General features: G+C 61.3%; 22 protein-coding genes. 19 read left to right on the forward strand and 3 right to left on the reverse strand.

Annotated features, from left to right (window positions below; translation table 11 throughout):
• Positions 1-33: 33 nt before the first annotated feature.
• Positions 34-807 carry an SDR family NAD(P)-dependent oxidoreductase gene (locus tag AC097R_RS01880; RefSeq protein ID WP_479595904.1) on the forward strand — a complete coding sequence of 258 codons (774 nt, stop codon included), beginning with the start codon at positions 34-36 and terminating at the stop codon, positions 805-807.
• Here AC097R_RS01880 and AC097R_RS01885 read toward each other — a convergent pair.
• Positions 804-1,772: a LysR substrate-binding domain-containing protein gene (locus AC097R_RS01885; protein ID WP_479595905.1), complete on the reverse strand. Its 969-nt coding sequence runs from the start codon at positions 1,770-1,772 to the stop codon at positions 804-806. The genes AC097R_RS01880 and AC097R_RS01885 overlap by 4 nt on opposite strands.
• A 149-nt stretch (positions 1,773-1,921) precedes the next feature.
• On the opposite strand from AC097R_RS01885, the gene chvE (AC097R_RS01890) reads away from it, so the two are divergent.
• The 7 genes from chvE (AC097R_RS01890) to chvE (AC097R_RS01920) all read left to right on the forward strand — a co-directional run bounded on the left by chvE (AC097R_RS01890) (position 1,922) and on the right by chvE (AC097R_RS01920) (position 10,476).
• Positions 1,922-2,998: a multiple monosaccharide ABC transporter substrate-binding protein gene (chvE, locus tag AC097R_RS01890; protein ID WP_479595906.1), complete on the forward strand. Its 1,077-nt coding sequence runs from the start codon at positions 1,922-1,924 to the stop codon at positions 2,996-2,998.
• A 90-nt stretch (positions 2,999-3,088) separates the two neighbouring features.
• Entirely contained in the window at positions 3,089-4,621 is a 1,533-nt protein-coding gene (gene mmsA / locus AC097R_RS01895) for a multiple monosaccharide ABC transporter ATP-binding protein (protein WP_479595907.1), read from the forward strand.
• Position 4,622: 1 nt separating this feature from the next.
• A complete protein-coding gene (gene mmsB / locus AC097R_RS01900; protein WP_479595908.1) occupies positions 4,623-5,816 on the forward strand; it encodes a multiple monosaccharide ABC transporter permease in 1,194 nt (397 codons plus the stop codon).
• 10 nt (positions 5,817-5,826) lie between these two features.
• Complete coding sequence (locus tag AC097R_RS01905; protein WP_479595909.1) at positions 5,827-6,756, forward strand: dihydrodipicolinate synthase family protein; 930 nt, start codon at positions 5,827-5,829, stop codon at positions 6,754-6,756.
• A gap of 15 nt (positions 6,757-6,771) precedes the next feature.
• The gene (locus tag AC097R_RS01910) at positions 6,772-7,932 is read left to right on the forward strand and encodes a Gfo/Idh/MocA family protein (protein ID WP_479595910.1); all 1,161 of its coding nucleotides are present in this window, start codon (positions 6,772-6,774) and stop codon (positions 7,930-7,932) included.
• Between the two features lie 15 nt (positions 7,933-7,947).
• The gene (locus AC097R_RS01915; RefSeq protein WP_479595911.1) at positions 7,948-9,390 is read left to right on the forward strand and encodes an aldehyde dehydrogenase family protein; all 1,443 of its coding nucleotides are present in this window, start codon (positions 7,948-7,950) and stop codon (positions 9,388-9,390) included.
• A gap of 18 nt (positions 9,391-9,408) precedes the next feature.
• Positions 9,409-10,476 (forward strand): multiple monosaccharide ABC transporter substrate-binding protein, encoded by a 1,068-nt coding sequence (gene chvE, locus AC097R_RS01920; protein ID WP_479595912.1) that lies wholly within the window; start codon positions 9,409-9,411, stop codon positions 10,474-10,476.
• Positions 10,477-10,485: 9 nt separating this feature from the next.
• Here chvE (AC097R_RS01920) and AC097R_RS01925 read toward each other — a convergent pair whose 3' ends face one another.
• On the reverse strand, positions 10,486-11,475 hold the full coding sequence (locus AC097R_RS01925; protein ID WP_479595913.1) for a helix-turn-helix domain-containing protein: 990 nt from the start codon (positions 11,473-11,475) through the stop codon (positions 10,486-10,488).
• A 168-nt stretch (positions 11,476-11,643) separates the two neighbouring features.
• Here AC097R_RS01925 and AC097R_RS01930 point away from each other — a divergent pair, with 168 nt between their 5' ends.
• The 5 genes from AC097R_RS01930 to AC097R_RS01950 all read left to right on the forward strand — a co-directional run bounded on the left by AC097R_RS01930 (position 11,644) and on the right by AC097R_RS01950 (position 17,976).
• On the forward strand, positions 11,644-13,059 hold the full coding sequence (locus tag AC097R_RS01930) for a glutamine synthetase family protein (RefSeq protein WP_479595914.1): 1,416 nt from the start codon (positions 11,644-11,646) through the stop codon (positions 13,057-13,059).
• Between the two features lie 8 nt (positions 13,060-13,067).
• Entirely contained in the window at positions 13,068-14,201 is a 1,134-nt protein-coding gene (locus AC097R_RS01935; RefSeq protein WP_479595915.1) for an iron-containing alcohol dehydrogenase, read from the forward strand.
• The gene (locus AC097R_RS01940; protein ID WP_479595916.1) at positions 14,201-15,013 is read left to right on the forward strand and encodes a gamma-glutamyl-gamma-aminobutyrate hydrolase family protein; all 813 of its coding nucleotides are present in this window, start codon (positions 14,201-14,203) and stop codon (positions 15,011-15,013) included. Before AC097R_RS01935 ends, AC097R_RS01940 begins: the two co-directional genes overlap by 1 nt.
• A gap of 8 nt (positions 15,014-15,021) precedes the next feature.
• The gene (locus AC097R_RS01945; RefSeq protein WP_479595917.1) at positions 15,022-16,395 is read left to right on the forward strand and encodes an aldehyde dehydrogenase family protein; all 1,374 of its coding nucleotides are present in this window, start codon (positions 15,022-15,024) and stop codon (positions 16,393-16,395) included.
• Positions 16,396-16,497: 102 nt separating this feature from the next.
• A complete protein-coding gene (locus AC097R_RS01950; protein WP_479595918.1) occupies positions 16,498-17,976 on the forward strand; it encodes an amino acid permease in 1,479 nt (492 codons plus the stop codon).
• Positions 17,977-18,056: 80 nt separating this feature from the next.
• Here AC097R_RS01950 and AC097R_RS01955 read toward each other — a convergent pair whose 3' ends face one another.
• On the reverse strand, positions 18,057-19,151 hold the full coding sequence (locus tag AC097R_RS01955; protein ID WP_479595919.1) for a 3-deoxy-7-phosphoheptulonate synthase: 1,095 nt from the start codon (positions 19,149-19,151) through the stop codon (positions 18,057-18,059).
• A 175-nt stretch (positions 19,152-19,326) separates the two neighbouring features.
• On the opposite strand from AC097R_RS01955, the gene hsdR reads away from it, so the two are divergent.
• From hsdR to AC097R_RS01985, 6 genes are all read left to right on the forward strand, one after another.
• Complete coding sequence (gene hsdR / locus AC097R_RS01960; RefSeq protein WP_479595920.1) at positions 19,327-21,789, forward strand: EcoAI/FtnUII family type I restriction enzme subunit R; 2,463 nt, start codon at positions 19,327-19,329, stop codon at positions 21,787-21,789.
• Between the two features lie 80 nt (positions 21,790-21,869).
• Positions 21,870-23,339, forward strand: a complete 1,470-nt coding sequence (locus AC097R_RS01965; RefSeq protein ID WP_479595921.1) for a type I restriction-modification system subunit M — start codon at positions 21,870-21,872, stop codon at positions 23,337-23,339.
• Positions 23,340-23,422: 83 nt separating this feature from the next.
• Complete coding sequence (locus tag AC097R_RS01970) at positions 23,423-24,010, forward strand: nucleotidyltransferase domain-containing protein (RefSeq protein ID WP_479595922.1); 588 nt, start codon at positions 23,423-23,425, stop codon at positions 24,008-24,010.
• Complete coding sequence (locus tag AC097R_RS01975) at positions 24,003-24,455, forward strand: hypothetical protein (RefSeq protein ID WP_479595923.1); 453 nt, start codon at positions 24,003-24,005, stop codon at positions 24,453-24,455. The genes AC097R_RS01970 and AC097R_RS01975 overlap by 8 nt, the downstream gene beginning before the upstream one ends.
• 18 nt (positions 24,456-24,473) lie before the next feature.
• Positions 24,474-26,186 carry a restriction endonuclease subunit S gene (locus tag AC097R_RS01980; protein WP_479595924.1) on the forward strand — a complete coding sequence of 571 codons (1,713 nt, stop codon included), beginning with the start codon at positions 24,474-24,476 and terminating at the stop codon, positions 26,184-26,186.
• Positions 26,187-26,190: 4 nt separating this feature from the next.
• On the forward strand, positions 26,191-26,715 hold the full coding sequence (locus AC097R_RS01985) for a retropepsin-like aspartic protease family protein (protein WP_479595925.1): 525 nt from the start codon (positions 26,191-26,193) through the stop codon (positions 26,713-26,715).
• Position 26,716: the final 1 nt, after the last annotated feature.

Here is a 26,716-nt window from a genome sequence, read left to right on the forward strand (position 1 = left end):
ATACCTAATTTGCAATGTTTATAAGGAAAAAGCATGTCGGTCGTTTCACAGTTGGCTCAGTACCTCAGTTTGCGTGACAAAAACGTGTTCATTACGGGGGGAGGGACCGGGATTGGCGCGGCCATGGTCAGCGCATTTGTTGAGCAAGGCGCCAGGGTGGCGTTTGTCGACGTGGCGGCGCAAGAGAGCGCGGCCTTGGCGGAGCAACTGAGAGCACAGGGTGGCACTGTCTGGTGGCAAACCTGCGACGTGCGGGACGTTGCCGCACTGCAGCACGCCATTGCCCAGGCGCAGACCGAGCTGGGAGACTTTTCCACCCTGGTCAACAACGTGGCCCGCGACGACCGACACACCCTGGAATCGGTCACCCCTGAGTACTGGGACGAGCGCATGGCTGTCAACCAGCGCCCCGCGTTCTTTGCCATCCAGGCGATCGCACCCAGCATGCGCCGCCTGGGCGGTGGTGCGGTGATCAACCTGGGCTCCACCGGCTGGCAGACCAAGGGCAGTGGCTACCCCTGCTACGCCGTGGCCAAGTCGTCTGTGAACGGCCTGACCCGGGGCTTGGCGGACAGCCTGGGCGCCGACCGCATCCGCATCAACACCGTGTCACCGGGCTGGGTGATGACCGAGCGCCAGATCGCCATGTGGCTGGACGCCGCCGGCGAAGCCGACATCCAGCGCAACCAGTGCCTGCCCGACAAGCTCAAGCCCTCGGATGTGGCCCGCATGGTGCTGTTTTTGGCCTCTGACGACGGTGCCATGTGCACCGCGCAAGAGTTCAAGGTGGACGCGGGCTGGGCTTAAGCCGCTTCGGTTGAGGCAAATTCCTTGCCGTAGACCGTCATGGCCGAGGCCTTGAGGGCGCGCAACACCACCTCGCCAGCAGGCGAGAGCAGACGGTCGCGGCGAGTGATGAAGCCAAACGGCTCCAGCTCACAGGGCAGCGCCACGGGCAGGATGGACATCAGCCCGTGGTTGGAGTAGTAACGCGCTACGTCTACAGCCATCACGCTCACCATGTCGCTTTGCTGCATCATCTTGCTGATGAACAGCATGGCGCTGGTCTCCACGCTGTTCGAAGGCTGCTGCAGGCCCAATTCCTGGATCATCAAATCGAAGCGGTGGCGCAGCATGCTGCCATTCGGGGGCACGATCCAGCCGTACTGGAACACATCCTCGAGGCTGGGCTTGATGGCCGTCAGCAGGGGATGACCCGGGCGGGCCACGGCGCATATGGGTTCATCGCTCACTTCTTCATAGCGCAGGGCGGCCTTGTCGTGCTCGGGGGACAGGCGGCCGACCAAAATGTCCAGCGTGCCGCGGTTCAGGCGTTCTATCAGCACGTTGCTGGGCTCGATCTGGATGGTGATGTGCAGATTGGGGTGGGCCTGCTTCACAGCGGCCACCGTGGGCGGCAGCAGCGCCAGGCCCGGCGCGGTGATGGAGCCCAGGTTGACCTGGCCGAATTGCCCGTTCTTGGCGGCCTGCAGCTCCTCATGCGCCTGGTTCAGGCTGGCCAGGGCCGCGCGGGCGTGGCGGATCATGGTGTCCCCGTACCAGGTAGGCCGCATGCCACGCGGCAGGCGTTCAAACAACGACACCCCCAGCACATCCTCCAGGTCCTTCAGGAGCTTGGAGGCCGCGGGCTGCGTCATGTTGAGCACTTGGGCCGCCCGGTGGATGTTGCCCTCCTCCGACAAGGCGACCAGCAACAGAAGTTGTCGGGTTTTCAGCCTTGCGCGGAGAAACCAATGGGTGTAGTTAGTCATGTTAGGGTTATTACCAATCCGTAATTGAATATCAAATTCGCAACAAACTATATTAGAAATTAATCGCTCACGTCTTTATCATTCAAAGCCTGCGCCGACCCCGGCAAAGACCTTAGTGTGATTGAAGTTCATTAAACAGGAGACAACCCATGAATGCACGTAGAACGACTCTGAAGGCGCTGGTCGCCAGCTTGGCCCTCGGCCTGGCATTTGGCAGCACAGTGGCCAACGCCCAAGACAAAGGTCTGGTTGGCGTGGCTATGCCTACCAAGAGCTCTACCCGTTGGATCAGCGACGGCAACAGCATGGTGGCCGCTTTGGCTGCCAAGGGCTACAAGGCCGACCTGCAATTTGCAGAAGACGACATCCCTAACCAGTTGGCTCAGATCGAAAACATGATCACCAAGGGTGCCAAGGTCCTGGTGATTGCCGCGATCGACGGAACCACCCTGACCAACGTGCTGCAAAAAGCCGCTGACAAGGGCATCAAAGTCATTTCCTATGACCGCCTGATCGTGGGCTCCAAGAACGTGGACTACTACGCAACGTTCGACAACTTCCAAGTGGGCGTGTTGCAAGCACAAACCCTGGAAAAAGCCCTCGGTCTGAAAGAAGGCAAGGGTCCTTTCAACATCGAATTGTTCGGCGGCTCTGCTGACGACAACAACGCGTTCTTCTTCTATGACGGCGCCATGTCGGTGCTGGATCCGTACATCAAGAGCGGCAAGTTGGTTGTTCAAAGCAAGCAAACCGGCATGAAAGTGGTCCAAACCCTGCGTTGGGATGGCCAAGTGGCACAAGCCCGTATGGAAAACTTGTTGAGCGCTTACTACGGCAAGGCCAAGGTTCACGCTGTCCTGTCTCCGTACGATGGCATCAGCATCGGTATCCTGTCTGCACTGAAGGGTGTGGGCTACGGTACAGCTGAACAACCCATGCCTTTCGTGACTGGTCAAGACGCTGAAGTTCCTTCCGTCAAGTCCATCATCCGCAAGGAACAGTACTCCACCATCTTCAAGGACACCCGCGAACTGGCCAAAGTGACTGCTGGCATGGTTGACGCCGTGATGGGTGGCAAGGCACCTGAAATCAACGACACCAAGACCTACAACAACAAGGTCAAGGTCGTTCCTTCTTACCTGCTGAAGCCCGTTGCTGTGGACCTGTCCAACTACAAGCAAGTCTTGATTGGCAGCGGCTACATCAAAGAAGAGCAATTGAAGTAATCTTCGCTATGCGCTGAAGAGGCCCTGTGCCCCAAAAGCACAGGGCTTTTTCCATTCTTTCGGGTTCACAAGAACGATCGTTGAGGCACCATGGCCGAACCAATTTTAGAAATGCGTGGGATGAAAAAGTCATTCCACGGAGTGACCGCACTCAGCAACGTCAACCTGACAGTGTTGCCGGGTCAGATCCATGCCATCGTCGGCGAGAACGGTGCGGGCAAGTCCACCCTGATGAAAGTGCTCAGTGGTGTGTACCCCCACGGAGATTACGAAGGCGAAATTCGCTACCAGGGACAAGAGTGCAAGTTCAAGGGCATCCACGACAGTGAGTCCTTGGGCATCATCATCATTCACCAAGAGCTGGCCCTGGTGCCGCTGCTGTCCATCACTGAAAACATTTTTCTGGGCAACGAGCAGGCCAAAGCCGGCGTGATTGACTGGAACGCGTCTTACGTCAAAACACAGGCGCTGCTGACCAAGGTCGGGTTGAAGGAATCCCCGAATACCTTGATCACCAACCTGGGCGTGGGCAAACAGCAGTTGATTGAAATTGCCAAGGCGCTGTCCAAAGAGGTCAAGCTACTGATTCTGGACGAGCCCACTGCCAGCCTGAACGAAACCGACAGCGATGCGCTGTTGGAACTGCTGCTCGAACTCAAGAACCATGGCATTGCCTGCATTCTGATTTCGCACAAGCTCAATGAGATTTCCAAGGTGGCTGATGCCATCACCGTGCTGCGCGATGGCGCCACCGTGGCATCGCTGGACTGCCGCGCAGAAGCTGTGAGCGAAGACCTGATCATTCGCCATATGGTGGGCCGCGAGATGGCTGACCGTTATCCCAAGCGCACTCCCAATGTGGGGGACACGGTGTTTGAGGTCAAAAACTGGACCGTGCACCACGCCATCCACCCCGAGCGCAAGGTCGTTAAGGGTGTCGACCTGCATGTCAAGCGCGGAGAAATCGTGGGTATTGCCGGGCTGATGGGTGCGGGCCGCACCGAGCTGGCAATGAGCATTTTTGGCCGTACTTATGGCCAGAACATCAGCGGCAAGGTCTTTTTGCATGGCAAAGAGGTCGACACCAGCACCGTGCAAAAAGCCATCGACCATGGCATTGCCTATGTGACCGAAGACCGCAAGGGCTACGGCCTGGTTTTGGAAGAGACCATTGCCTGGAACACCACCTTGGCCAATCTCTCGGCCGTGTCAAAGCATGCGGTGTTGAATGAAGGCCGTGAGTTTGGTGTGGCGCAAGACTTTCGCAAGAAACTCAATATCCGCAGCCCCAACGTGTTCGCCCGCACCGTGAACCTGTCCGGCGGCAACCAGCAAAAAGTGGTGCTGAGCAAATGGCTGTTCTCGGAACCCGAGGTGCTCATCCTCGATGAGCCCACCCGCGGCATCGACGTGGGCGCCAAGTACGAGATTTACACCATCATTGCCCAGCTGGCCGCAGAGGGGAAGTGCGTGCTCATGATTTCGAGCGAGATGCCCGAGTTGCTGGGCATGTGCGACCGAATCTGTGTGCTGAATGAGGGGGCGTTTGTGGCGGAGTTTCCCGCTGCCGAGGCTACCCAGGAAAAAATTATGCGTTCTATCGTGACATCAGGAGTGAATTGATATGGCAACCCCAACCCCGGAAGTGACAGCCCCCAAAACCGGTAGCGGCCTGGCTTTTTTGAAGAGCAATCTGCGCGAGTACGGCCTGTTGATGTCGCTGATCATCATCATGGTGTTCTTTCAGGTGCAAACCAATGGCACCTTGTTCCAGCCGCTGAACCTGACCAACCTGATTCTGCAAAACAGCTACATCATTGTGATGGCGCTGGGCATGCTGTTGGTCATTGTGGCGGGCCACATCGACCTCTCGGTGGGCTCGGTTTGCGGTTTTATCGGTGCGGTTGCTGCGGTGCTGATGGTGGAGTACCACTGGCACTACGTACCTGCGGCCATCGTCTGCCTGATTTTGGGTGGCGTCATCGGTGCAGCCCAGGGTTACTGGGTGGCGTTCTACAAGATCCCGTCCTTCATCGTGACGCTGGCTGGCATGCTGGTTTTCAAGGGCTTGGCGCTGGCGGTGTTGGCGGGCGCCTCTGTGGGTCCTTTCCCCCCCGAGTTCCAGTTGCTCAGCACCGGCTTTATTCCGGACCCATTTGCAGGTGAAACCCTGCGCGTTGCATCGCTGGTGATTGGCCTGTTGATTGCGCTGGTCATGCTGATCACGAAAATTCGTGGCCGTGCAGACCGCGCCAGGCACGGCATGGAAAACGAACCCGTGGCCTTCTTTGCGGTGACGAATCTGATTTTCGTGGGCATGATCATCGCGTTCAGCTACCTGTTGTCGTCGTACAAGGGTTTGCCCAACGTGCTCGTGGTCATGCTGCTGCTGATGCTGGTGTATGACTTTGTGGCCTCCAAGACCACCATTGGCCGTCGTATCTATGCCCTGGGCGGCAACGAGAAAGCCGCCCGCCTATCGGGTATCCGCACGGAACGTCTGACCTTCTACACCTTCATCAACATGGGTGTGTTGGCCGCACTGGCCGGGTTGATCTTTGCTGCGCGTTTGAACACTGCCACCCCCAAAGCGGGTCTGGGTTTTGAGCTGGACGTGATTGCCGCCTGTTTCATCGGTGGCGCTTCGGCCTCCGGTGGTGTGGGCAAGGTTCTGGGTGCTGTGATTGGCGCTTTCATCATGGGCGTGATGAACAACGGCATGTCCATCATGGGCATCGGCATCGATTACCAGCAGGTCATCAAGGGCCTTGTGCTGTTGGCCGCCGTCTGCTTCGACGTCTACAACAAAAACAAGTAAGGAAAATTTCATGAGCGCAGTTGCTACCGCCCGCTACAAGGGCGTGTTTCCGGTCGTCCCTACGGCCTTCACCGAGACCGGTGCACTGGATCTGGAGAGCCAAAAACGCTGCATCGATTTCATGATCGACGCGGGCTCCACGGGTCTGTGCATCCTGGCCAACTTCTCCGAGCAGTTTGTCCTGTCGGACGCCGAGCGCGAGACCCTGACCAAGACCATTCTGGAGCACGTCAAGGGCCGTGTGCCCGTGATCGTGACCACCACCCACTTCAGCACCCAGATCACCATCGCGCGCAGCCTGCAAGCGCAGCAGTGGGGTGCCTCCATGGTCATGGTGATGCCGCCCTACCACGGCGCCACCTTTCGCGTGCCAGAAGCGCAGATTTACGAGTACTTCGTGCGCCTGTCGGACGCACTCGACATCCCCATCATGATCCAGGATGCGCCGGTCAGTGGTACCCCCCTGTCCGTGCCATTCCTCGTGCGCATGGCGCAGGAAATCAAGCAGGTCTCCTATTTCAAGATCGAGACCGCCGGTGCGGCTTCGAAGTTGCGTGAGCTGATCCGCGTCGGCGGTGCCGCAATCGAAGGCCCGTGGGATGGTGAAGAAGCCATTACGTTGTTGCCAGATCTGGATGCCGGCGCCACCGGTGCCATGACCGGAGGGGGCTTCCCCGATGGCATTCGCAAGATTGTGGACGCGTATGCCGCAGGCCGCCGTGAAGAAGCGGTCGCGTTGTACCAGCAATGGTTACCCCTCATCAACTATGAAAACCGCCAAGGCGGCATCTTGACCGCCAAGGCCTTGATGAAAGAAGGTGGCGTCATTGCTTGCGAAGCAGGTCGCCATCCTTTCCCGCCCATGCATCCCGATACCCGGGCTGGTCTCATCGAAACCGCCAAACGCCTGGACCCCCTGGTCCTGCGCTGGGGCAAGTAAGCCAAGGAAGCACGCATGTCCGACAACACCGTATTCAAGCTCCTGGGTCGCCGCCTGCGGTTGGCCGTCATTGGTGGTGGTCCTGGCTCCTTTATTGGCGCCATGCACCGCCAGGCCGCGCGCCTGGACGACCGCTATGAACTGGTAGCAGCGGCGTTGTCGTCGGACCCCGAGCGTTCCCGCATCACCGGCCAGGGCATTGGCGTGGCGCAAGACCGTTGCTACCCCAGCGGCCAGGCCCTCATTGATGCCGAAGCCCAGCGCCCGGACGGGGCGGAGGTGGTCGCCATCATGACGCCCAATGACAGCCACTACCAGTTCGCCATGCAGGCACTGGAGCGAGGGCTGGACGTGATTTGCGACAAACCTATGACCAACACCCTGCCCGAGGCCGAGGCGCTGCACGCGCGCGTACAGGCTACCGGGCTGGTGTTCTGCCTGACCCACAACTACACCGGCTACCCCATGGTGCGCCAAGCCAAGGCCATGGTGATGGGCGGTCAGCTGGGCGAGATTCGCCTGGTGCAGGTGGAGTACGTGCAGGGCGGTCGCGCCAAGTCCGGCCCCGGCCGCAAGGCTTGGAAAGAAGACCCTGCGCGTGGCGGCCCTTCGTTGGTGCTGGGTGACATTGGCACCCATGCCCACAACCTGCTGCGCTTCATCACCGGGCTGGAAGTCGCCCAGGTGGCCGCCGAGGTGGGCAGCATCGTGCCCGACCGCATCACCCACGACTACGCCGGTGCCATGCTGCGCCTGGGCAATGGTGCGCGTGGCAGCTTTTGGGTTACGCAGGCCGCCGCCGGCGTCGAAAACGGTTTGCGCATTCGCGTCAGTGGTTCGCTGGGCAGCATCGAATGGCACCAGGAGCACCCGCAGGTGCTGCAGTTCAAGCCGCTGGACGCGCCAGCCCAGGTGCGCACACCCAATGGCCCTGGCACCCTGCCCCTTGCGGCGCGTGCCTCGCGCATCGTGGCTGGCCATCCCGAAGGGTTCCACGAAGCCTTTGCCAACCTCTACACCGACGCGGCCGATGCGATTGCCGCACGCCGCTCCGGCCAGGCAGCAGATCCGCTGTCGCTCCATTTTCCCAACGCCACCGATGGCCTGCAAGGCATCCGCTTTGTGGCCGCCGCTGTGGCCTCCAGCAACCAGCAAGGTGCCTGGACGTCCCTCTAACTTTTGCACACCACCATGACTACTTCTCAACACAACAACCTGATCAACGGCGAATGGGTGGCCGCGGCCACCTACGCCCCTAACCTCAACCCCTCTAACCTGGCAGACGTGGTTGGCGAGTACGCCCAAGCGGACCTGGCCCAACTCAACACCGCTGTCGCCGCTGCGCAAAAAGCCTTTCCCGCCTGGTCGACCGGTGGCATTCAGGCACGTGCCGACGCCCTGGACAAGATCGGCAACGAAATCCTGGCACGCAGGGAAGAGCTGGGCACATTGCTGGCCCGTGAAGAGGGCAAAACCCGCGCTGAAGGCATTGGCGAAGCCGCCCGTGCCGGCAACATCTTCAAGTTCTTTGCCGGTGAGTGCCTGCGCCTGGCTGGTGAAACCCTGCCCTCAGTGCGCCCCGGCATCGGTGTGGACGTCACGCGCGAGCCACTCGGCGTGATCGGCCTGATCACGCCCTGGAACTTCCCCATCGCCATTCCCGCCTGGAAGATTGCGCCCGCTTTGGCCTATGGCAACTGCGTGGTGATCAAGCCCGCCGACCTGGTACCCGGCTGCGCTTGGGCGCTGGCCGACATTATCCACCGCAGCGGCATTCCCGCGGGCGTGTTCAACCTGGTCATGGGTTCGGGCCGCGTGATTGGCGATGCTTTGGTGAACCACCCTGGCATCACCGCCATCAGCTTCACCGGTTCGGTGGGCGTGGGCCAGCGCATTGCGGCGGCCTGTGCTGGCCACATGAAGAAAGTGCAGCTGGAAATGGGTGGCAAGAACCCGCAAGTCGTGCTGGACGATGCGGACCTCAATGTGGCGGTCGAACTCAGCGTGCAAAGCGCGTTCTACTCCACCGGCCAGCGTTGCACCGCGTCCAGCCGCCTCATCGTGACCGACAAAATTTACCCCGCCTTCATCGAAGCCATGCAAAAGCGCATGGCCGCCATCAAGGTAGGCGACGCGCTGGAAGCCGGCATCGACATCGGCCCCGTGTCCTCGCAGGCGCAGCTGGAGCAAGATTTGTCGTATGTGGAAATCGGCAAGGCCGAAGGCGCCACGCTGCTCACCGGTGGTGAGCGCCTGTCGCGCGCGACCGACGGTTTCTACATGGCCCCGGCCCTGCTGGTGGACAGCACGGCCGCCATGCGCATCAACCGCGAAGAAATCTTTGGCCCCGTGGCCAGCGTGATCCGCGTGAAGGACTACGACGAGGCTTTGGCTGTCGCCAACGATACGCCGTTTGGTTTGTCAGCAGGTATCGCCACCACCTCGCTCAAGTACGCTACCCACTTCAAACGCCATTCGCAAGCTGGCATGGTGATGGTGAACCTGCCCACCGCAGGGGTCGACTACCATGTGCCGTTCGGAGGCCGCAAGGGCTCCAGCTATGGCTCCCGCGAGCAAGGCAAATACGCGGCCGAATTCTTCACCACGGTGAAGACGGCCTACACCCTGGCATAAACCTTCAAGGCCCACACCATGCGCACCATTCGACGAATCTTTCTCAGTACTGTGTTGTTGGTGTCCCTGCCGTGGGCCCACGCGCAAAACGACAGCAAGGGTGGCGTGGGTGTCCTCATGCCCACGGTCACGTCCCAGCGCTGGGTGGTGGACGGGCTGGCCATGGTGCGTGCCCTGGACAAGCTGGGTTACCGCCCCGATTTGAAGTACGCGAATGACGACATCGCGACGCAGATTGCGCAGACCGAGGAAATGCTCAAGAGCCCTGACATGAAGGTGCTGATCATTGGTGCCATCGATGGCAGCAAGCTGGCCCCCGTGTTGCAGAAAGCGGCGGAGCGCAAGATCAAGGTCATTGCCTATGACCGCCTGATTCGCGATACACCCAACGTCGACTACTACGCCACCTTCGACAACTTCCAGGTGGGCGTGCTCCAGGGTACCTACATCATCGAGCACCTGGGGCTGGACAAAGGCAAGGGCCCCTTCAACATCGAGTTGTTTGGCGGCTCTGCCGACGACAACAACGCGTTCTTCTTCTACGACGGCGCCATGTCGGTGCTCAAGCCCTACATCGACAAGGGCAAGCTCGTCGTGGGTTCGGGCCAGATGGGCATGGACAAGGTGTCCACCTTGCGCTGGAGCGGGTCGGTGGCGCGTGCGCGCCTGACGCAGATTCTCGACAAGCATTACAGCAAGCAGCGGTTGGACGCCCTGCTGTCGCCTTACGACGGCATCAGCATGGAACTGCTCACGGCCATGAAAAAGGCCAACTACGGCCAGGGTGGCCAGCCCCTGCCCGTGATCACGGGGCAGGATGCAGAGATGCCCTCCGTGCGTTCCATCATTCGCGGTGAACAGACCTCCACGGTCTTCAAGGACAACCGCGAACTGGCCCAGGTCGTCACCACCATGGTGGACGCCATCCTGTCGGGTAAAAAGCCCGTCATCAACGACGAGAAGACCTACAACAACGGGCAAAAAGTGGTGCCATCGTTCCTGCTCAAGCCCGTCATCGTGGATGTGAGCAACTGGCGCGCCACACTGGTCACCTCGGGCTACTACAAGGCCGACCAGTTCCGCTGAGCGCGCCCGCTATTGCAACGGTGGCGCGTAGCGCTTGTGGGTTTGCGAGGGCAGCTCGCCAAACATGGCCTGGTAGTCCTTGGCGAAATGGCCAAAGTGCCAGAAGCCCAGGTCGGTGGCCGCATCGGTTACCGATGGCGCGGTCTTCAGGGCTTGGCGCACCGCGCCCAGGCGGATGGCCCGCAGGTAGGCCAAGGGGCTGATGCCCAGAATGCGCTGAAACGCGTTTTGCAAGGTGCGCCGGCTCACCCCCAGGTGGGTGCAGAGCTCCCCTACGGTGGGCGGTTGCTGCAGCTGGCTTTGCACCAAGCCGCGCGTTTGCTGCACCAGGTGCCAGTGCACATCGTGCGGCGCTTCGGAGGGTGAGGCCGCAATGTTCAGCGCCGTCACCTTTTCAACCAGCGTATCGACCATGCCGGCGCGCAGTGCGGGCAACTCAAACAGGGCGGGTGTGGTGTGCGCGGTCTCAAACAGCATCAGCATGACCTGGCGCAGGTTATCCAGCGCCTGCTGGTCGGTCGACAACAAACCGGACTCTTGACCCAGCAAGGCCCCATTGCCCCAGGGGTAGAGGGTGTTGGCCAGTTCGGGTTCCAGCTCGATACCCATCATCACGTGGTCGCTGCCGGTGCGAAATTCAAAGCCTGAGCGGCCCGAGAACACGTGCAGCGCATCGCGGTGCGACGCCGTGCCGCAAAACACGCTGCTGCCATCGCAGCGCAGGGGCACGCCCAGTGCCAGTACGCCGGGCTGCAGGTAGCCTGTCTGGTACACGGTGGACCCCAGGCCCTCCATGAAGAGGCGCGCGGCTCCCAGGTCCACACGCTGGATGGCGCCATGAAACCCACCGCCCGATAGCTGCAGGTAGGACTGGTTCCACCCGGTCAGCGCTGCAGCCTGTTCATCCACATCAGAAAACACCGCATTGGCAAACCCAGGGGGCACCGCCGCCAGGGGGCTGGCAAGCGCCGCAATTGCCGAAATGGGATGTTGGGACATAAGCCAAAGATTTTGCAAAAAACATGCCATGGGTTTGCTAGGTGTTTACGCGGAGCCCCCAGGCAGGCCACCGGGGTGCCGAAATGGGATAGCCCCAAGGGGAATGCGTCCGCAGAATGAATGCAGAAGTGACAGTCAACCCATAACGAGACATACCGAGAGGCATCGATGGCATCACGCAAGCAAGCGCCCACAACCGTGCGCAAACCCCCGGCAAACCCGAAAGAGCATGTCGCTGTAGCAGCCCTGCGCCAGTCTGGTGCGCCCAAGGTCAAGGTCGCCGTCACCGACATCGACGGCGTGCTGCGTGGCAAGTACCTGCACCGTGACAAGTTCCTCGGAGCCGCCGAGCCCTACCCCGCGGGGGGCTTTGGCTTCTGCGACGTGGTGCTGGGCTGGGACATGATGGACACCTGCTACGACAACACCACGGTCACCGGCTGGCAGCATGGCTTTCCGGACGCGCTGGCGCGGCTGGACCTGAACACGGCGCGCCATGTGCCCTGGGACAACGGCGTCCCCTTCTTCCTCGGTGAATTCGTCAATGGCGACGGCACGCCCCACGCCCTGTGCCCGCGCCAGACGCTCAAGCGCGTGCTCAAGCGCGCCGAGAAGATGGGCTTCCAAGTCATGACGGGCATGGAGTTCGAGTGGTACAACTTTCTGGAAACCCCCCAAAGCTGGGCCGACAAAAAAGGCGTGGGTGCTACGCCACTCACGCCCGGGATGTTTGGCTATTCGCTCTTGCGCGCCAACCAGAACCGCGAGTTCTTCAACGCCATCATGGACGACATGCTGGCCTTCAAGGTGCCTATTGAGGGCCTGCATACCGAGACCGGTCCCGGTGTGTTCGAGGCCGCGATTGGCTTCTCGGAGGCGCTGGAGCAGGCCGACCGCGCTGTGCTGTTCAAGACCGGCGCCAAGGAGATCGGCGCGCGCTTTGGCATCATGCCCAGCTTCATGGCCAAGCCGCACCAGCCACTGCCGGGCTGCAGCGGCCACATTCACCAAAGCCTGAGCGATGGCAAGAACAACCTGTTCTTCGATGCCAAATCGCCACGCAAGATGAGCAAGGTGTTCGAGAGCTACCTGGCCGGACAGGTCAATTGCCTGATGGAATTTGGCGCGCTGATTTGGCCCACCATCAACAGCTACAAGCGCCTGGTCGATGGCTTCTGGGCACCGGTCAAGCCCACCTGGGGCATGGACAACCGCACGGCCAGCTTCCGCGTGATTGCCGGCAGCCCCAAGGCCACGCGGCTGGAGACGCGCTGCCCGGGTGCCGATGTGAACCCCTACCTGGCCATGGCCGCGGTCATCGCGGCGGGCCTGGACGGCGTGGAGAAGGGCCTCAAGCTCACCGCCCCGCCCATCACCGGCACCAACCAGGGCGCCGACCACATTCCCCGTGCCCCACGCACGCTGATCGAAACCACACGCAACTTCCAGCAGTCCGCCGTGGCGCGCGACTGGCTGGGTGACACCTTCGTTGACCACTTTGCCGCCACCCGCGAATGGGAATGGCGCCAGTGGCTGGACGCAGTGACCGACTGGGAAATGAAACGCTACTTCGAAATCATCTGACACACACCATGAGCATTACTTCCTTCTCCTTCCCCACCCCCATCAAGTTCGGCGCCGGCGCCCGCAAGCTCGTGGCCCAGCACCTGCTGGAGCTGGGCTTCAAGCGCCCCCTCGTCGTCACCGACAAGGCCTTGGGTGCCCTGCCCGTGCTGGCCGAGTTCCAAACCCATCTGGCGGGGCTGGACGTGGCTGTGTTCTCCGGTGTGTTTGGCAACCCCACCTGCAGCCAGGTGATGGACGGCGCGGCGGCCTACAAGGCGCACCGCGCTGACTGCGTGATCGGCTTTGGTGGCGGTGCTGCACTCGATGTGGCCAAAGTCGTGGGCCTGGCCGCCACGCACGAGGGGGACATCCTAGAATACGTGTGGGACCACCCGCAAGTGCGCCCTATCGTCAACGAACTGCCGTATTTCGTTGCACTGCCCACCACCTCAGGCACCGGCTCGGAAGTGGGCCGCTCCAGTGTGGTGAGTGAGAACGACACGCACCTGAAGCGCGTGGTCTTCAGTCCCAAGATTTTGGCCAAGACCGTGTTTGCCGACCCCGAACTCACGTTGGGCCTGCCGCCCCATGTAACGGCTGCCACCGGCATGGACGCGCTCACGCACAACGTGGAGAGCTACCTCTCGCCCGCTTACCACCCGCTGTGCGACGGCATTGCGCTAGAGGGCACGCGCATTGCCGCGGCCGCGCTGGTGACTGCGGTCAAAGACCCAGGCAACCTGCAGGCACGTTCCGACATGATGATGTCGTCCATGATGGGTGCCATCGCGTTCCAGAAAGACCTGGGCGCCGTGCACTCCTGTGCGCACGCACTGGGTGCCGTGTGCGACCTGCACCACGGCCTGGCCAACGCGTTGATGATTGACACCGTGATGGCCTGGAACCTGGAGGCTGTGCCCGCCAAGTTTGATGAGCTAGCCCATGTGTGCGGTGTGCAGGGCGGTGGCAAGGGCTTTGTGGCCTGGCTGCAGGGCATCAAGGCGCTGGTGGGCATCACGGGCACGCTGTCCAGCCACGGCGTGAAGCCCGAGCACCTGGCGCGCTTGGTCGAAGTGGCCACGGCCGACATCTGCCACCAGACCAACCCACGTCCCTGCACGGCAGCCGACTTTGAGCGCCTCTTCAAGGCCGCCATGTGATGCACAACGCCGGGGAACGCCTCAAGATCGCCGTCAGTGCATGCTTCATGCACCCGGACCCGGCGCGCGCTGCGTTTGCCAAGAAGACGCTGAACTACGTGGAGCTGTCGGTGCCGCACTGGCTCATGTCGGGCGGCGCGCTGCCGGTCATGGTGCCTTCCGTCACCGGTGACACTGCGCGTGGCGGCATCACGCTGGATGACTACGCTGCATGGCTGGACGGCCTGGTGCTGCATGGTGGTGCCGACCTGTGGCCCGGCAGTTATGGCGAGGCGCCGATTGACGCGCGCTGGCAGGGCGACAAGCTGCGCGATGCGTATGAGATCGCGCTGGTGAAGGCTTTTGTGGCCGCGGGCAAGCCAGTGTTCGGCATCTGCCGAGGCCTGCAGCTCATCAACGCTGCCTTTGGCGGCACGCTGGTGCAAGACATCCCCACGCAGCGCCCCGAAGCCGTGCAGCACCGCGACGCCGAGCGCTACGACCAGAACTTCCACAGACTGGAGTTGGTGCCTCAAACGCGGCTCAGCGCCCTATTAAAGGGCGCAAGCAGCTACAAAATCAATAGCGTTCACCACCAGTGCATCAAAGACCTGGCACCCGGCTTTGCGGTGGAAGCCCGCTGCCCGGACGACGGCACCATCGAAGCCATACGCGCCACCGGCGCCGACTGGATAGCCGCGGTGCAGTGGCACCCCGAGTTCCACAAGCCCGAGCACGGCACGCTGGACGACACGCCGCTGCTGCACGACTTTTTGGCCCAGGCGCACGCGGTGCGTGCGGCGGCCAGCCACACCCTTTCTCCTGAACTTTGAGTACGACCATGAGCCAACTCGCCATCCACAACCCGGCCAACGGCCACCTGATCACCACCCTGCCCTCGGACGATGCGGCTTCGGTCGAAGCCAAAGTGGCACTGGCCCGGCGCGCCCAGCCCGCATGGGCCGCCACATCGCTGGCCGAGCGCAAGGCCTGCGTCAGCGCGTTCCGCGCCGGGGTGGTGCATGACCTGGAATCGCTGGCCTTCACCATGACGCGCGAGACGAGCAAGCCCATCAAGATGTCGCGCAACGAGCTCAATGGCCTGCTGGGCCGCATCGACTTCTTTCTGGCCGAGGCCGACGCCACGCTGGCCACCGAAACCGTGTTTGCGGAAGGCGGCATGACCGAGCAAATCCAGCACACGCCGCTGGGCGTGGTGGCCAATATCTCGGCCTGGAACTACCCCTGGTTTGTGGGTTGCAACGTCATCCTGCCCGCGCTGCTTACGGGCAATACCGTGGTCTACAAGCCGTCGGAATACGCCACGCTGACTGGCCTGGAAATCACCCGCCTGCTGCACAAGGCCGGTGTGCCCGAGAACGTGATGATTTGCCTGGTGGGTGCGGGCGCGGTGGGCGCAGCGCTGCTGGAGCAAAAGGTGGACGGTGTGTTCTTTACCGGTTCGTACGCCACCGGTGCACGCATCGCGCAGGCCGTGGGCACCAAGCTGGTGAAGCTGCAGCTGGAGCTGGGTGGCAAAGACCCCACCTATGTGTGCGACGACGCCAATGTGCAAGTGGCCGCCGAGAGCCTGGCCGATGGCGCCATGTACAACACCGGCCAAAGCTGCTGCTCGGTGGAGCGTGTGTATGTGCATGAGAAGGTGTACGACCAGTTCGTGCAAGCCTTCGTCAACACGGTCAAAACCTTCAAGGCCGGTGATCCTGTGGCCGAAGACACCTATATCGGTGCACTGACCCGCGCTCCGCAGCTGGAGGTGCTGGAGGCCCAGGTGGCCGATGCACAAGCCAAGGGCGCCACGCTGCTCACCGGCGGTGCACGTGGCGCGGGCGAAGGCAACTGGTTCCAGCCCACAGTGTTCTCCAACGTGAACCACAGCATGGAGCTGATGCGCGAAGAAAGCTTCGGTCCCATCATCGGCATTCAAAAAGTGGGCAGCGACGCGGAGGCCGTGAAGCTGATGAACGACACGCGCTACGGCCTGACCGCGGGTGTGTTCACCCCCAACGAGGCACGCGCCAAAGCGGTGCTGGAGCAGGTGCACGCAGGCACCGTGTACTGGAACTGCTGCGACCGTGTGAGCCCGCGCCTGCCCTGGAGCGGCTATGGCGATTCGGGGGTGGGCCTGACCCTCTCAACCTACGGCATTCAAACCTTCACGCGGCCCAAGGCATGGCATTTGCGTAAGGCGTAACCGATACAGCGAATTCGCGCGGCAGCACCAATTCGGGCTGCGCACGATGCCGCGGTATGCAAGTGGACTTTCACGACAGTTTTCAACGTAAAGGACAGACCAATGAGCACTCAAAGCGTTACGCGCGAGCCGCACGACGCGGATGCAATACTGCTGGAAAGCATGGGCTACAAGCAGGATCTGCACCGACGGATGAGCAAGTTTTCGAACTTCGCGGTTTCTTTCTCCATCATTTGTATCCTGGCCGGCGGCATCACCGCCTTCCCCAGCGCACTGGGTGCAGGCGGTGGCTTGTCCATCAGCCTGGGCTGGATCGTAGGCGCGGCCTTCGCCACCGTGGTGGCCCTGGCCATGGCACAAATCGCATCGGCCTACCCCACCGCGGGTGGCCTGTACCACTGGGGCTCCATCCTGGGCAACAAGGGCTATGGCTGGGTCACCGCCTGGTTCAACCTGTTGGGCCTGGTGCTCGTCGTGGCATCCGTGAACTTCGGCGTGTACGACCCCTTCTTCAAGACGCTGATCGCTCCGCTGTTGGGGCTGGACACGACCAACTGGGGCCTGACCGAGCAAGTGGGTTTCATCACCTTGTTCACCGTGACCCAAGCCATCTTGAACCACAAGGCTGCGGGCCTGACCACCAAGCTGCTCGACATCTCCGGCTACCTGATCTTCGTGATCGCCACCGTGCTGACCTTGTCGCTGTGGATCTTCAACAAGACCCCCATCGACTTCTCGCGCCTGACCACCTTCACCAACTTCACCGGACAAGAAGGCAGCATGTGGCCCCAGTCCGGCAGCTCCGTGATGGTGTTCCTGGCCGGCCTGCTGCTCACCGTCTACACCATCACCGGTTTTGACGCCTCGGCCCACACGTCTGAAGAAACCCACAACGCGGCCGAGAACGTGCCCAAGGGCATTGTCTCCAGCGTGCTGTGGTCCGCACTGTTTGGCTTCGCCATGATCTGCACCTTCGTGCTGGTGATGCCCAGCCTCCCCGAAGCCGTGAAGCAAGGCATGGGCTTTTTCTCCGCACTGCTGGACAGCCTGCCCCCCGCGCTGAAGGCGATTCTGGGCATCGGCATTTTTGTGGCCAATTACCTGTGTGCCCTGGCCTGCCTGATGTCCACCTCACGCATGATGTATGCCTTCGCACGGGACGGCGGCCTGCCCCTGTCCAACGCGCTGAAGTCCATTGATCCCGTGAACAAGACCCCTGGCGTCGCGATCTGGGTGTCGTGCGTGGCCTCCGTCATCGCCACGCTGTATGCCGATGCGTTTGCTGTGCTGTCCACCGCTTGCGCGGTGTTCCTGTACATCTCGTACGTCATGCCCACTGCCGCTGGCATCTTGGCCGAAGGCAAAACCTGGACCCGCAAAGGCCCGTTCAACCTCGGTGGCCTGTCCAAGCCCATCGCCGTGTTGGCCGTGTTGGGCGGCCTGGTGCTGATCTTCGTGGGCATCCAGCCACCGAATGAAAAGGTGCTCTACCTGATCATCGCGTTGGTGGTGTTTTTGGCTGTGTTCTGGTGGGGCTTTGGCGAGCGCAATCGCTTCAAGGGCCCGCCCGCTGTGAAGTAACTATTCGCGTTTGCTGTCACCGGTGAAGCGCGCTAGGCCGTAAGGCTTAGCGCGCTTCATTCGTTTCAGCCCTGCTGCGCTCAGGCCGCAGCGCGCCGTGCCCGCACGGCCGCAGCCAACTCCTGCAGCACCGGCACGGTTTGCACCATGCTGATGCAGGCGTCCGTCACCGACACGCCGTGCTTCAGTGTCTGGCCAACCACGATGTCCTGGCGGCCTTCGTTCAAATGGCTCTCGATCATGATGCCGGTGATGCGCGCATCGCCTGCCGCAATCTGCTGCGCCACATCGGCCGCCACCACGATCTGGCGCGCGTGCTGCTTGCTGCTGTTGGCATGGCTCACGTCCACCATCACCTGCTCACGCAGGCCCGCGGCCTTGAGCAGCGCGCAGGCGGCATCCACATCGGCTGCAGAGTAGTTGGGCTGCTTGCCGCCGCGCAGGATCACATGGCAGTCGTCATTGCCACGCGTTTCAAAAATCGCGGCCTGGCCCATTTTGGTCATGCCCATGAAGGCGTGCGCGCCCTGCGCGGCCTGGATGGCATCGGTCGCCACCTTGATGCCGCCGTCGGTCCCGTTCTTGAAACCCACGGGGCAGCTCAGGCCACTGGCCAGCTGGCGGTGGCTCTGGCTCTCGGTGGTGCGCGCGCCAATGGCACCCCAGCTCACCAGCTCGCTGATGAACTGCGGCGACAGCAGGTCCAGAAACTCGGTGCCTGCGGGCAGGCCCAACGCCAGCACATCCAGCAGCAGGCGGCGCGCCATCTCCAGCCCTTCGTTGATGGCAAAGCTGTCGTCCAGGTGTGGGTCGTTGATGTAGCCCTTCCAGCCCACGGTGGTGCGTGGCTTCTCGAAGTACACACGCATCACCACCAGTAGGTCGTCCTGCAGCGCGTCGGCCTGCACCTTGAGTTGTCGCGCGTACTCCATGGCCTGGTCATGGTCGTGGATGGAGCAGGGCCCCACGACGACGATGAGCCTGTCGTCCTGCCCATGCAGCACGCGCGAGATGGCGGCCCGGCTGCTCTCCACCAGCGCCTGTGCCGCGTCGGGTACGGGCAGCTTTTCTTCCAGCAGCGCCGGCGTGATCAGCGGGCGCACCGCTCCAATGCGCACATCGTCAATGCGGGTCGTGTCGTGGGTGGTGAGGTGGGCGGCGGTGGAACTGGTCATGCTATGAAATAAATAGCTGCTTGCGCAGATTGGACGGGGGCTAGGTGGTGATTTGGCTCGTATTTTAGGTGGTCGAGCACTAGGGAGTCCTCTCTCGCAAGTGGCAGAATGCTTTGCGGTCTTGCCACAGCCAGCAGCCGCGAACCAAAAGAATTGGCAGGGAGCGCGCAAGAGCATGGACAAACACAAGCTTTCGGAAAGCGACATCAGCGACAAATACGTCCGCCCTGCCATGGTGCAGGCTGGTTGGCACACGCTGGACCAGATCTATGCCCAGTTCCCTTTGCGCGCAGGCCGCGTTGTCGTGCGGGGCAACAAATCCCACCGCGACAAAGACACCGTCCTCAAAGCCGACTTCGCCCTGTTTCTCAAGCCCAACATTCCGTTGGCCGTCGTTGAGGTCAAAAAGGCCAGCTTGTCTCCCCAAGCCGGCATGCAGCAAGCCATTCAATACGCCCAGTTGCTGGACGTGCCTTTTGTGTTTTCCAGCAACGGCGATGGCTTTGTCTTCCGCGACGCCACCCTTTCCTCCGGCGAGCTCGAGCAAAACCTCACGCTTGACCAATTCCCCAGCCCACAAGAGCTGTGGGCCCGCTACTGCGCTTGGAAAGGCTGGTCTCCCGAGGTGCAACGCGTCGCCGCCTTTGACTACTCGCCCAGCAAAACCCCGCGCTACTACCAGCTCAATGCCATCAACCGCACGGTAGAAGCCATTGCCGCTGGGCAAAACCGCGCGCTGCTGGTCATGGCCACTGGCACCGGCAAGACTTACACCGCCTTCCAGATCATTTGGCGTCTGTGGAAAAGCGGTGCCAAAAAACGCATCCTGTTCCTGGCCGACCGCAACATCCTCGTCGACCAGACCATGGTCAATGACTTCCGTCCCTTCAAAGGTGCCATGGCCAAACTGTCGCCCAACGCCAAAGGCGTGGAACGCGTCAATGCCCAGGGCCAATTGGAGATGGACGACGTGGACCTGGCGGTGGACAAGACTACCAAGGCCGTTAACAAGAGCTATGAAATCTACCTCTCGCTCTACCAGGCCGTCACCGGCGCGGAGGACGAGGCCAATATCTACAAACAGTTCAGCCCCGACTTCTTCGACCTGATCGTGGTGGACGAGTGCCATCGCGGCAGCGCCAATGAAGACTCCGCCTGGCGCGACATCCTCACCTATTTCTCTAGCGCCACCCACGTGGGCCTGACCGCTACGCCCAAAGAAACCAAGGACATCTCCAACACCTTCTACTTTGGCGAGCCCATCTACACCTACAGCCTGAAGCAAGGCATTGAAGACGGCTTTTTGGCGCCCTACAAAGTCATCCGAGTGGACCTGGACAAGGACACCTTTGGTTGGCGCCCTACGGCGGGCATGATTGACAACAAAGGCCAGCTCATCGAAGACCGCGTCTACACCGGCCGCGACATGAACCGCAAGCTGGTCATGGAGCCGCGCGACGCCGTGGTGGCTGAGCGCATCACCGCCTACCTGCGCGCCACCGACCGCATGGCCAAAACCATTGTGTTTTGTGAAGACATCGACCACGCCGCCCGCATGCGCCAGGCCCTGAGCAATGCCAATGCCGACATTTGCGCCACCCAGCCCAACTACGTGGTGCAAATCACCGGTGACAACCCCGAAGGCAAACGCGAGCTCGACAACTTCATCGACCCCGAGAAGTCCTACCCCGTCATCGCCACCACCTCCAAGCTGATGAGCACCGGGGTGGACGCGCAAACCTGCAAGCTCATCGTGTTGGACCAAAACATCAAGTCCATGACGCTGTTCAAGCAGATCATTGGCCGCGGTACTCGCATAAACGAGTACTTCGACAAAACCTGGTTCACCATCCTTGATTTCAAGCGCGCCACCGAGCTGTTTGCCGACAAAGACTTTGACGGCGAACCCGTGCAGATCTACGAGCCCAAGTGCAACGCCCCGATCGCCCCGCCCGACGTGCTGCCCGAATCGTTCGACCCTGCCAACCCCACCGCCCACACTGAGCCTATCGACGGGCAGCCCCAAGGCCCGCTGGGCCCCTTTGGTGGCGGAAGCGGGCCCGTCATCAAATATGTACTGGGCAACCAGGTCACTGTCGCTGTAGCCCGCGAGCGCGTGCAATACCTCAACGCCCAGGGCAAACTCATTACCGAGAGCCTGCGCGACTACACCCGCATCAACCTCACCAAGCAATACGACTCGCTGGACAAGTTTTTGCAAGCCTGGAACGACGCCGACCGCAAAGCCGCCCTGTTGGAAGAGCTAGAGTCGCGCGGCGTGATGATCGAGGCCCTGGGTGAGGAGGTAGGCAAAGACCTCGACCCCTTCGACCTGCTGCTCCACGTGGCGTACAACATGCCGCCCCTCACCCGGCGCGAGCGCGCCCGCCGCGTCAAAAAGCGCAACGTGTTCACCCATTACGGCCCCGTGGCGCGTCAGGTCATCGACGCCCTGCTGGACAAATACGCCGACGAAGGCATCGCCACCATCGAGGCCGATACCGTCTTCAACGTCCAGCCCTTCACCGACATTGGTCGCCCCGCCGAGATCATCAAGAGCTTCGGCGGCCGCCCCCAGTACAAAACCGCCCTGCAAACCCTGGAGCGCGAGCTATACACTTTCGGGCCAGAGGCGTAAAAACGCTACTAAATTGGTAGCTGCTTGCGCACAGTCCATGAGGGCTAGAGCCCTATTTCATTCATAAAACCAACAACAGCATGTCCAATCTCTCCAGCGTCATCAAGTCCATCCAGGACGTGATGCGCCAAGACAGCGGCGTCGATGGCGACGCACAACGCATTTCCCAGCTCACCTGGCTTTTGTTCCTCAAAGTATTTGACGCGCTGGAGGAAGAGCTGGAACTTACCCGCGACAGCTACACCAGCCCCATCCCCGAACCCCTGCGCTGGCGTAACTGGGCCGCAGATGCGGAGGGCATCACCGGCGACACCCTGTTGGCCTTTGTGAACAACGAACTCTTCACCGCGCTGAAAAACCTCAGCGGCGATGCCCAGCGCAACCCGCGCGGGTTTGTGGTGCGTGGCGTGTTTGAAGACGCTTACAACTACATGAAAAGCGGCCATCTGCTGCGCCAGGTGATCAACAAGCTCAACGCCATCGACTTCAACCGCCAAGCCGAGCGCCACCAGTTCAACGACCTGTACGAAAAAATCCTCAAAGACCTGCAAAGCGCCGGCAACGCGGGCGAGTTCTACACCCCCCGCGCCGTCACCCAGTTCATGGTGGACATGGTCAACCCCCAGCTGGGCGAAAAGGTGCTGGACCCGGCCACCGGCACGGGTGGCTTCTTGGTGTGCGCCATCGAGCACATGCGCAAGCAGGTCAAAAACACCGAGCAAGAGGCCGTGCTGCAAACCTGCATTGGCGGCGTGGAAAAGAAGCAGTTGCCCCACATGCTGTGTGTCACCAACCTGATGCTGCACGGCATCGAGGTGCCCAGCCAGGTGGTGCACGGCAACACGCTGGCCCGCCCGCTGCGCGACTACACCCCCGCCGAGCGGGTGGACGTGGTGCTCACCAACCCGCCTTTTGGCGGCGTGGAAGAGCCAGGCATTGAACAGGGCTACCCCGCTGATGTGCGCACCAAGGAAACGGCGGACCTGTTTCTGGTGCTCATCAAACACATCCTCAAAACCAAGGGCCGCGCTGCGCTTGTTTTGCCAGACGGCACCCTGTTTGGCGAAGGCGTCAAAACCCGCATCAAAGAGCAACTGCTGAATGAGTGCAACCTGCACACCATCGTGCGCCTGCCCAACGGCGTGTTCGCGCCTTACACCGGCATCAAGACCAACCTGCTGTTCTTCACCAAGGGCACGCCCACCAAACACGTCTGGTACTACGAACACCCGTATCCGGCGGGCGTGAAGAACTACAACAAAACCAAGCCCATCCGCATCGAAGAGTTCGATGCCGAGAAAGCCTGGTGGGGCAGCGAGGCCGATGGTTTTGCAGGGCGCGTGGAGAACGAGCGGGCCTGGAAGGTGAGCATCGACCAGATCAAGGCAGCGGGCTACAACCTGGACCAGAAGAACCCCCACGTGGACGACGTGGTGGACCACGACCCGGATCACCTGCTAGCCAACTACACCCGCCTGCAAGGCGAAGCCCAGGCTCTGCGCAATGAGCTGCGAGAAATATTGGCCAAATCACTGTCTAGCCCCCGTTGAATCTGCGCATCACCTCATCCCGTAGCCAAGAGCGGGGCTTTTCTGCATAATTCGTTTTCAAATACAAAACGTTCGTTTCTATTTTGAAAACAAATATCTCTCTTTCTGAACTGCTGTTTCCCAACCAGTACCGGCGCAAGGTGCTGGCCCTGTTGCTCATGCAGCCGGACCAGAAAATGCACCTGCGCGAGCTGGCCCGCCAGACGCATGCCGCTCCTGGCACCTTGAAAAAAGAGCTGGACGCGTTGTGCTTTGTGGGCCTGCTCACCAGCGAGCGGGTGGGTAACCAAGTGCAGTTTCAGGCCAACCAGGCCCACCCCATCTTTGCCGAACTGCAGGCGCTGGTGCGCAAAACCACGGGGCTGGCCGATGTGCTGCGGCAAGCCTTGCAGCCGCTGGGCGACCAGGTGACACTGGCCCTGGTGTTCGGCTCCATGGCCAGCGGCAGCGCCCACGCGGGCAGCGATGTGGACTTGCTGGTGGTGGGCAGCGCCAGCTTCGCCCAGGTGGTGGAAGCCACCTACGCCGCCCAGACCCAACTGGGGCGCGAAATCAATCCCAAGGTCATGACCGCCGCCGAATGGGCCACCAAACAGTTGGAGGGCAACCCTTTTGTGCAAGAGCTGCTGGCCAAACCCCAAATACTGCTGATCGGAACGCTGAATGCCTGAACAAGAACTCAACAACCTCGCGCGCATCGGCCAGCTCGACAAAGTACCTTTTTCTGCCGCCCTGTTGCGCAAAATGCTGGCCACTGCCCGCACCCGACTGCAAGACGCACAGCGCACGGACAACAGCCTGGAGACCCGCTTCGACTGCGCCTACACCGCCATACGCGCCGTGGCCGATGCCGCACTGCTCGCTCAGGGTTGGCGTACCGCCACCAGCAAGCCCGGCCACCACCAAACCACCATCGGTTGCCTAGTGCACACCCTGGGCGTGAGCCCCGCCACCGTGCGCGTGCTCGACGCCCTGCGCAAACAACGCAACCTGAGCGATTACGACGGCGAACTCGTCACCGACCAAGCCCTGCACGAATGCCTGCAGCAAGCCGCAGCCCTGGTCCAGTTAGCCGAGCAGCAGTTGCAGCCACTTATGAATAAAAACACCCTCTAGCCCCCGTGGAATCTGCGCATGCTGCTATCAAATTTGAACCTATTGGCCACCGCCTCCGGCGGCGTAGCGCGTCTGCGCGAGCTGATTTTGACGCTGGCCGTGCAAGGCAAGCTGGTGCCGCAAGACCCGGGGGATGAACCGGCGAATGCGCTGCTGAAGAAGATTCGGGCGGAGAAGGACCGGCTGATTGCCGAGGGCCAGATCAAGCGAGATAAGCTGCTGGCGGAGATTGCGGAGGAGGAAAAGCCGTTTGGATTGCCGAAGGGATGGGAGTGGGTGCGTTTGGGCGATTTGGTCAACGCCAGCGAGGCGGGCTGGAGTCCGACCTGCATTGGGTCACCACGACGCAAAGGCCACTGGGGCGTACTCAAGGTCAGCGCTGTATCGTGGGGGCGATTCGATGCCTCGGCAAATAAGGAACTGCCGTCGGAGCTTTCACCTCGACCCGAGTACGAAGTGAAGGACGGCGACTTTCTATTGTCACGGGCCAACACCGAGGAATTGGTGGCACGCTCAGTAGTGGTTGGCAAGGCTGAACCAAAGCTGATGTTGAGTGACAAGATCATTCGGCTGGACGTTTCCAGCCACATGAGCCGTTTGTTTTTGAACCTCTGCAACAACGCGAGCCATTCGAGGATGCACTACGCAGTCAATGCTTCTGGCACGAGCAGTTCCATGAAGAACGTGTCGCGGGAGGTGGTGCTACGCATGCTTGTGCCCCTCCCACCATTGGCCGAGCAATCCCGCATCGTCACCCGCGTCGAAGAACTCATGCGCCTGTGCGACGCGCTCGAAGCCAAAGGCCAGCTCGAAGCCACGCAACACGCCCAACTCGTCAGCACCCTGCTGAGCACGCTCACTGAGAGCGATACGCTCGCGCAACTGACGGAGAACTGGCACCGCATCGCCACCCACTTCGACCTGCTGCTGGACCGCCCCGAAGCCGTTGATGCCCTGGAGCAAACCATCCTCCAACTCGCCGTGCGCGGCCTGCTCGTCCCCCAAGACCCGCAAGACGAACCCGCAAGCGAACTACTGAAGAAAATCCGCGCCGAGAAAGACAAGCTCATCGCTGAGGGCAAGATCAAACGCGACAAACCCTTGCCACCGATTGCTGAGGATGAACAGCCGTTTGCGTTGCCGCAGGGGTGGGGGTGGGTGCGGCTTGGGGCCGCAGCCAAGAAAATTACGGATGGGACACATCATTCCCCAGCGAATTTCCCCACTGGCGACTTCATGTACTTGTCTGCCAAAAACATCAAGCCATGGGGCATTGATCTTTCCAGTGCTACGTACATTCCAAAGGCTGTGCACAACGAAATCTATGCACGGTGTGACCCGGAGTTTGGCGACATTCTCTATATAAAAGATGGAGCGACTACAGGCGTTCTTGCTATCAACACGATTCGCGGCCCCTTCAGCTTGTTGTCAAGCGTTGGAGTAATCAAGCCAAGCTGCGGATTGACTTCCGAATACTTAGCTCTAGTTTTGCGGTCGCCATTTTTCTACCAAGCTATGCGAGACGGTATGTCGGGTGTTGCAATTACTCGGGTCACTCTTTCAAAACTTGGCGATGCAAAGTTTCCCCTCCCACCCCTCGCCGAACAATCCCGCATCGTCACCCGCGTAGCCCTGCTGCGCCGCCTGTGCGCCGACCTGCGCCAGCGCCTGGCCGCCAGCCAATCCACCCAAGCCCACCTGGCCGAGGCGCTGGTGCAGGAGGTGGCCTGACGCCATGAGCACCAACGAACATCCAAATCCCAACGACCTCCCCACCAACCTCAAATGGGGCCCGCTGGCCATCGTGGCCGTGTGGCTGGCCGTCATGGGGGCGCTGTACCTGCTCTCAGCGCAGTACCTCAAGCCCAAGGCAGTGGCGGTGTTGCCGGGTGGGGTGTTGGTAATTCCGATGGCGCCCGATGGACACTTCTATGCGACGGGCACGGTGGGCGGCAAGCCGGCGCGGTTTTTGGTGGACACAGGCGCGTCCCTGGTGACGGTGAGCGAGGCGTTTGCGCAGCAGGCGGGGTTGGCGGGTGGCACGCCCACGGTGTTCAAAACAGCCAATGGCGATTTGCAGGGGCGGGTGCTGGCCGATGTGCCGGTGTCGCTCGGCCCCGCGCAAGTGTCCGGGGTGCGCGTTGGCGTAGGGCTGGTGGGCGGTGAGCCGGATGAGGCGCTGCTGGGCCAAAGCTTTCTGAACAAATTCGAGATCACGCTGGCCGACCGCCAGATGACACTCAAGCCCAAGGCGCAGTAGC

The organism is Rhodoferax sp. ZS1R25 (assembly GCF_056521335.1).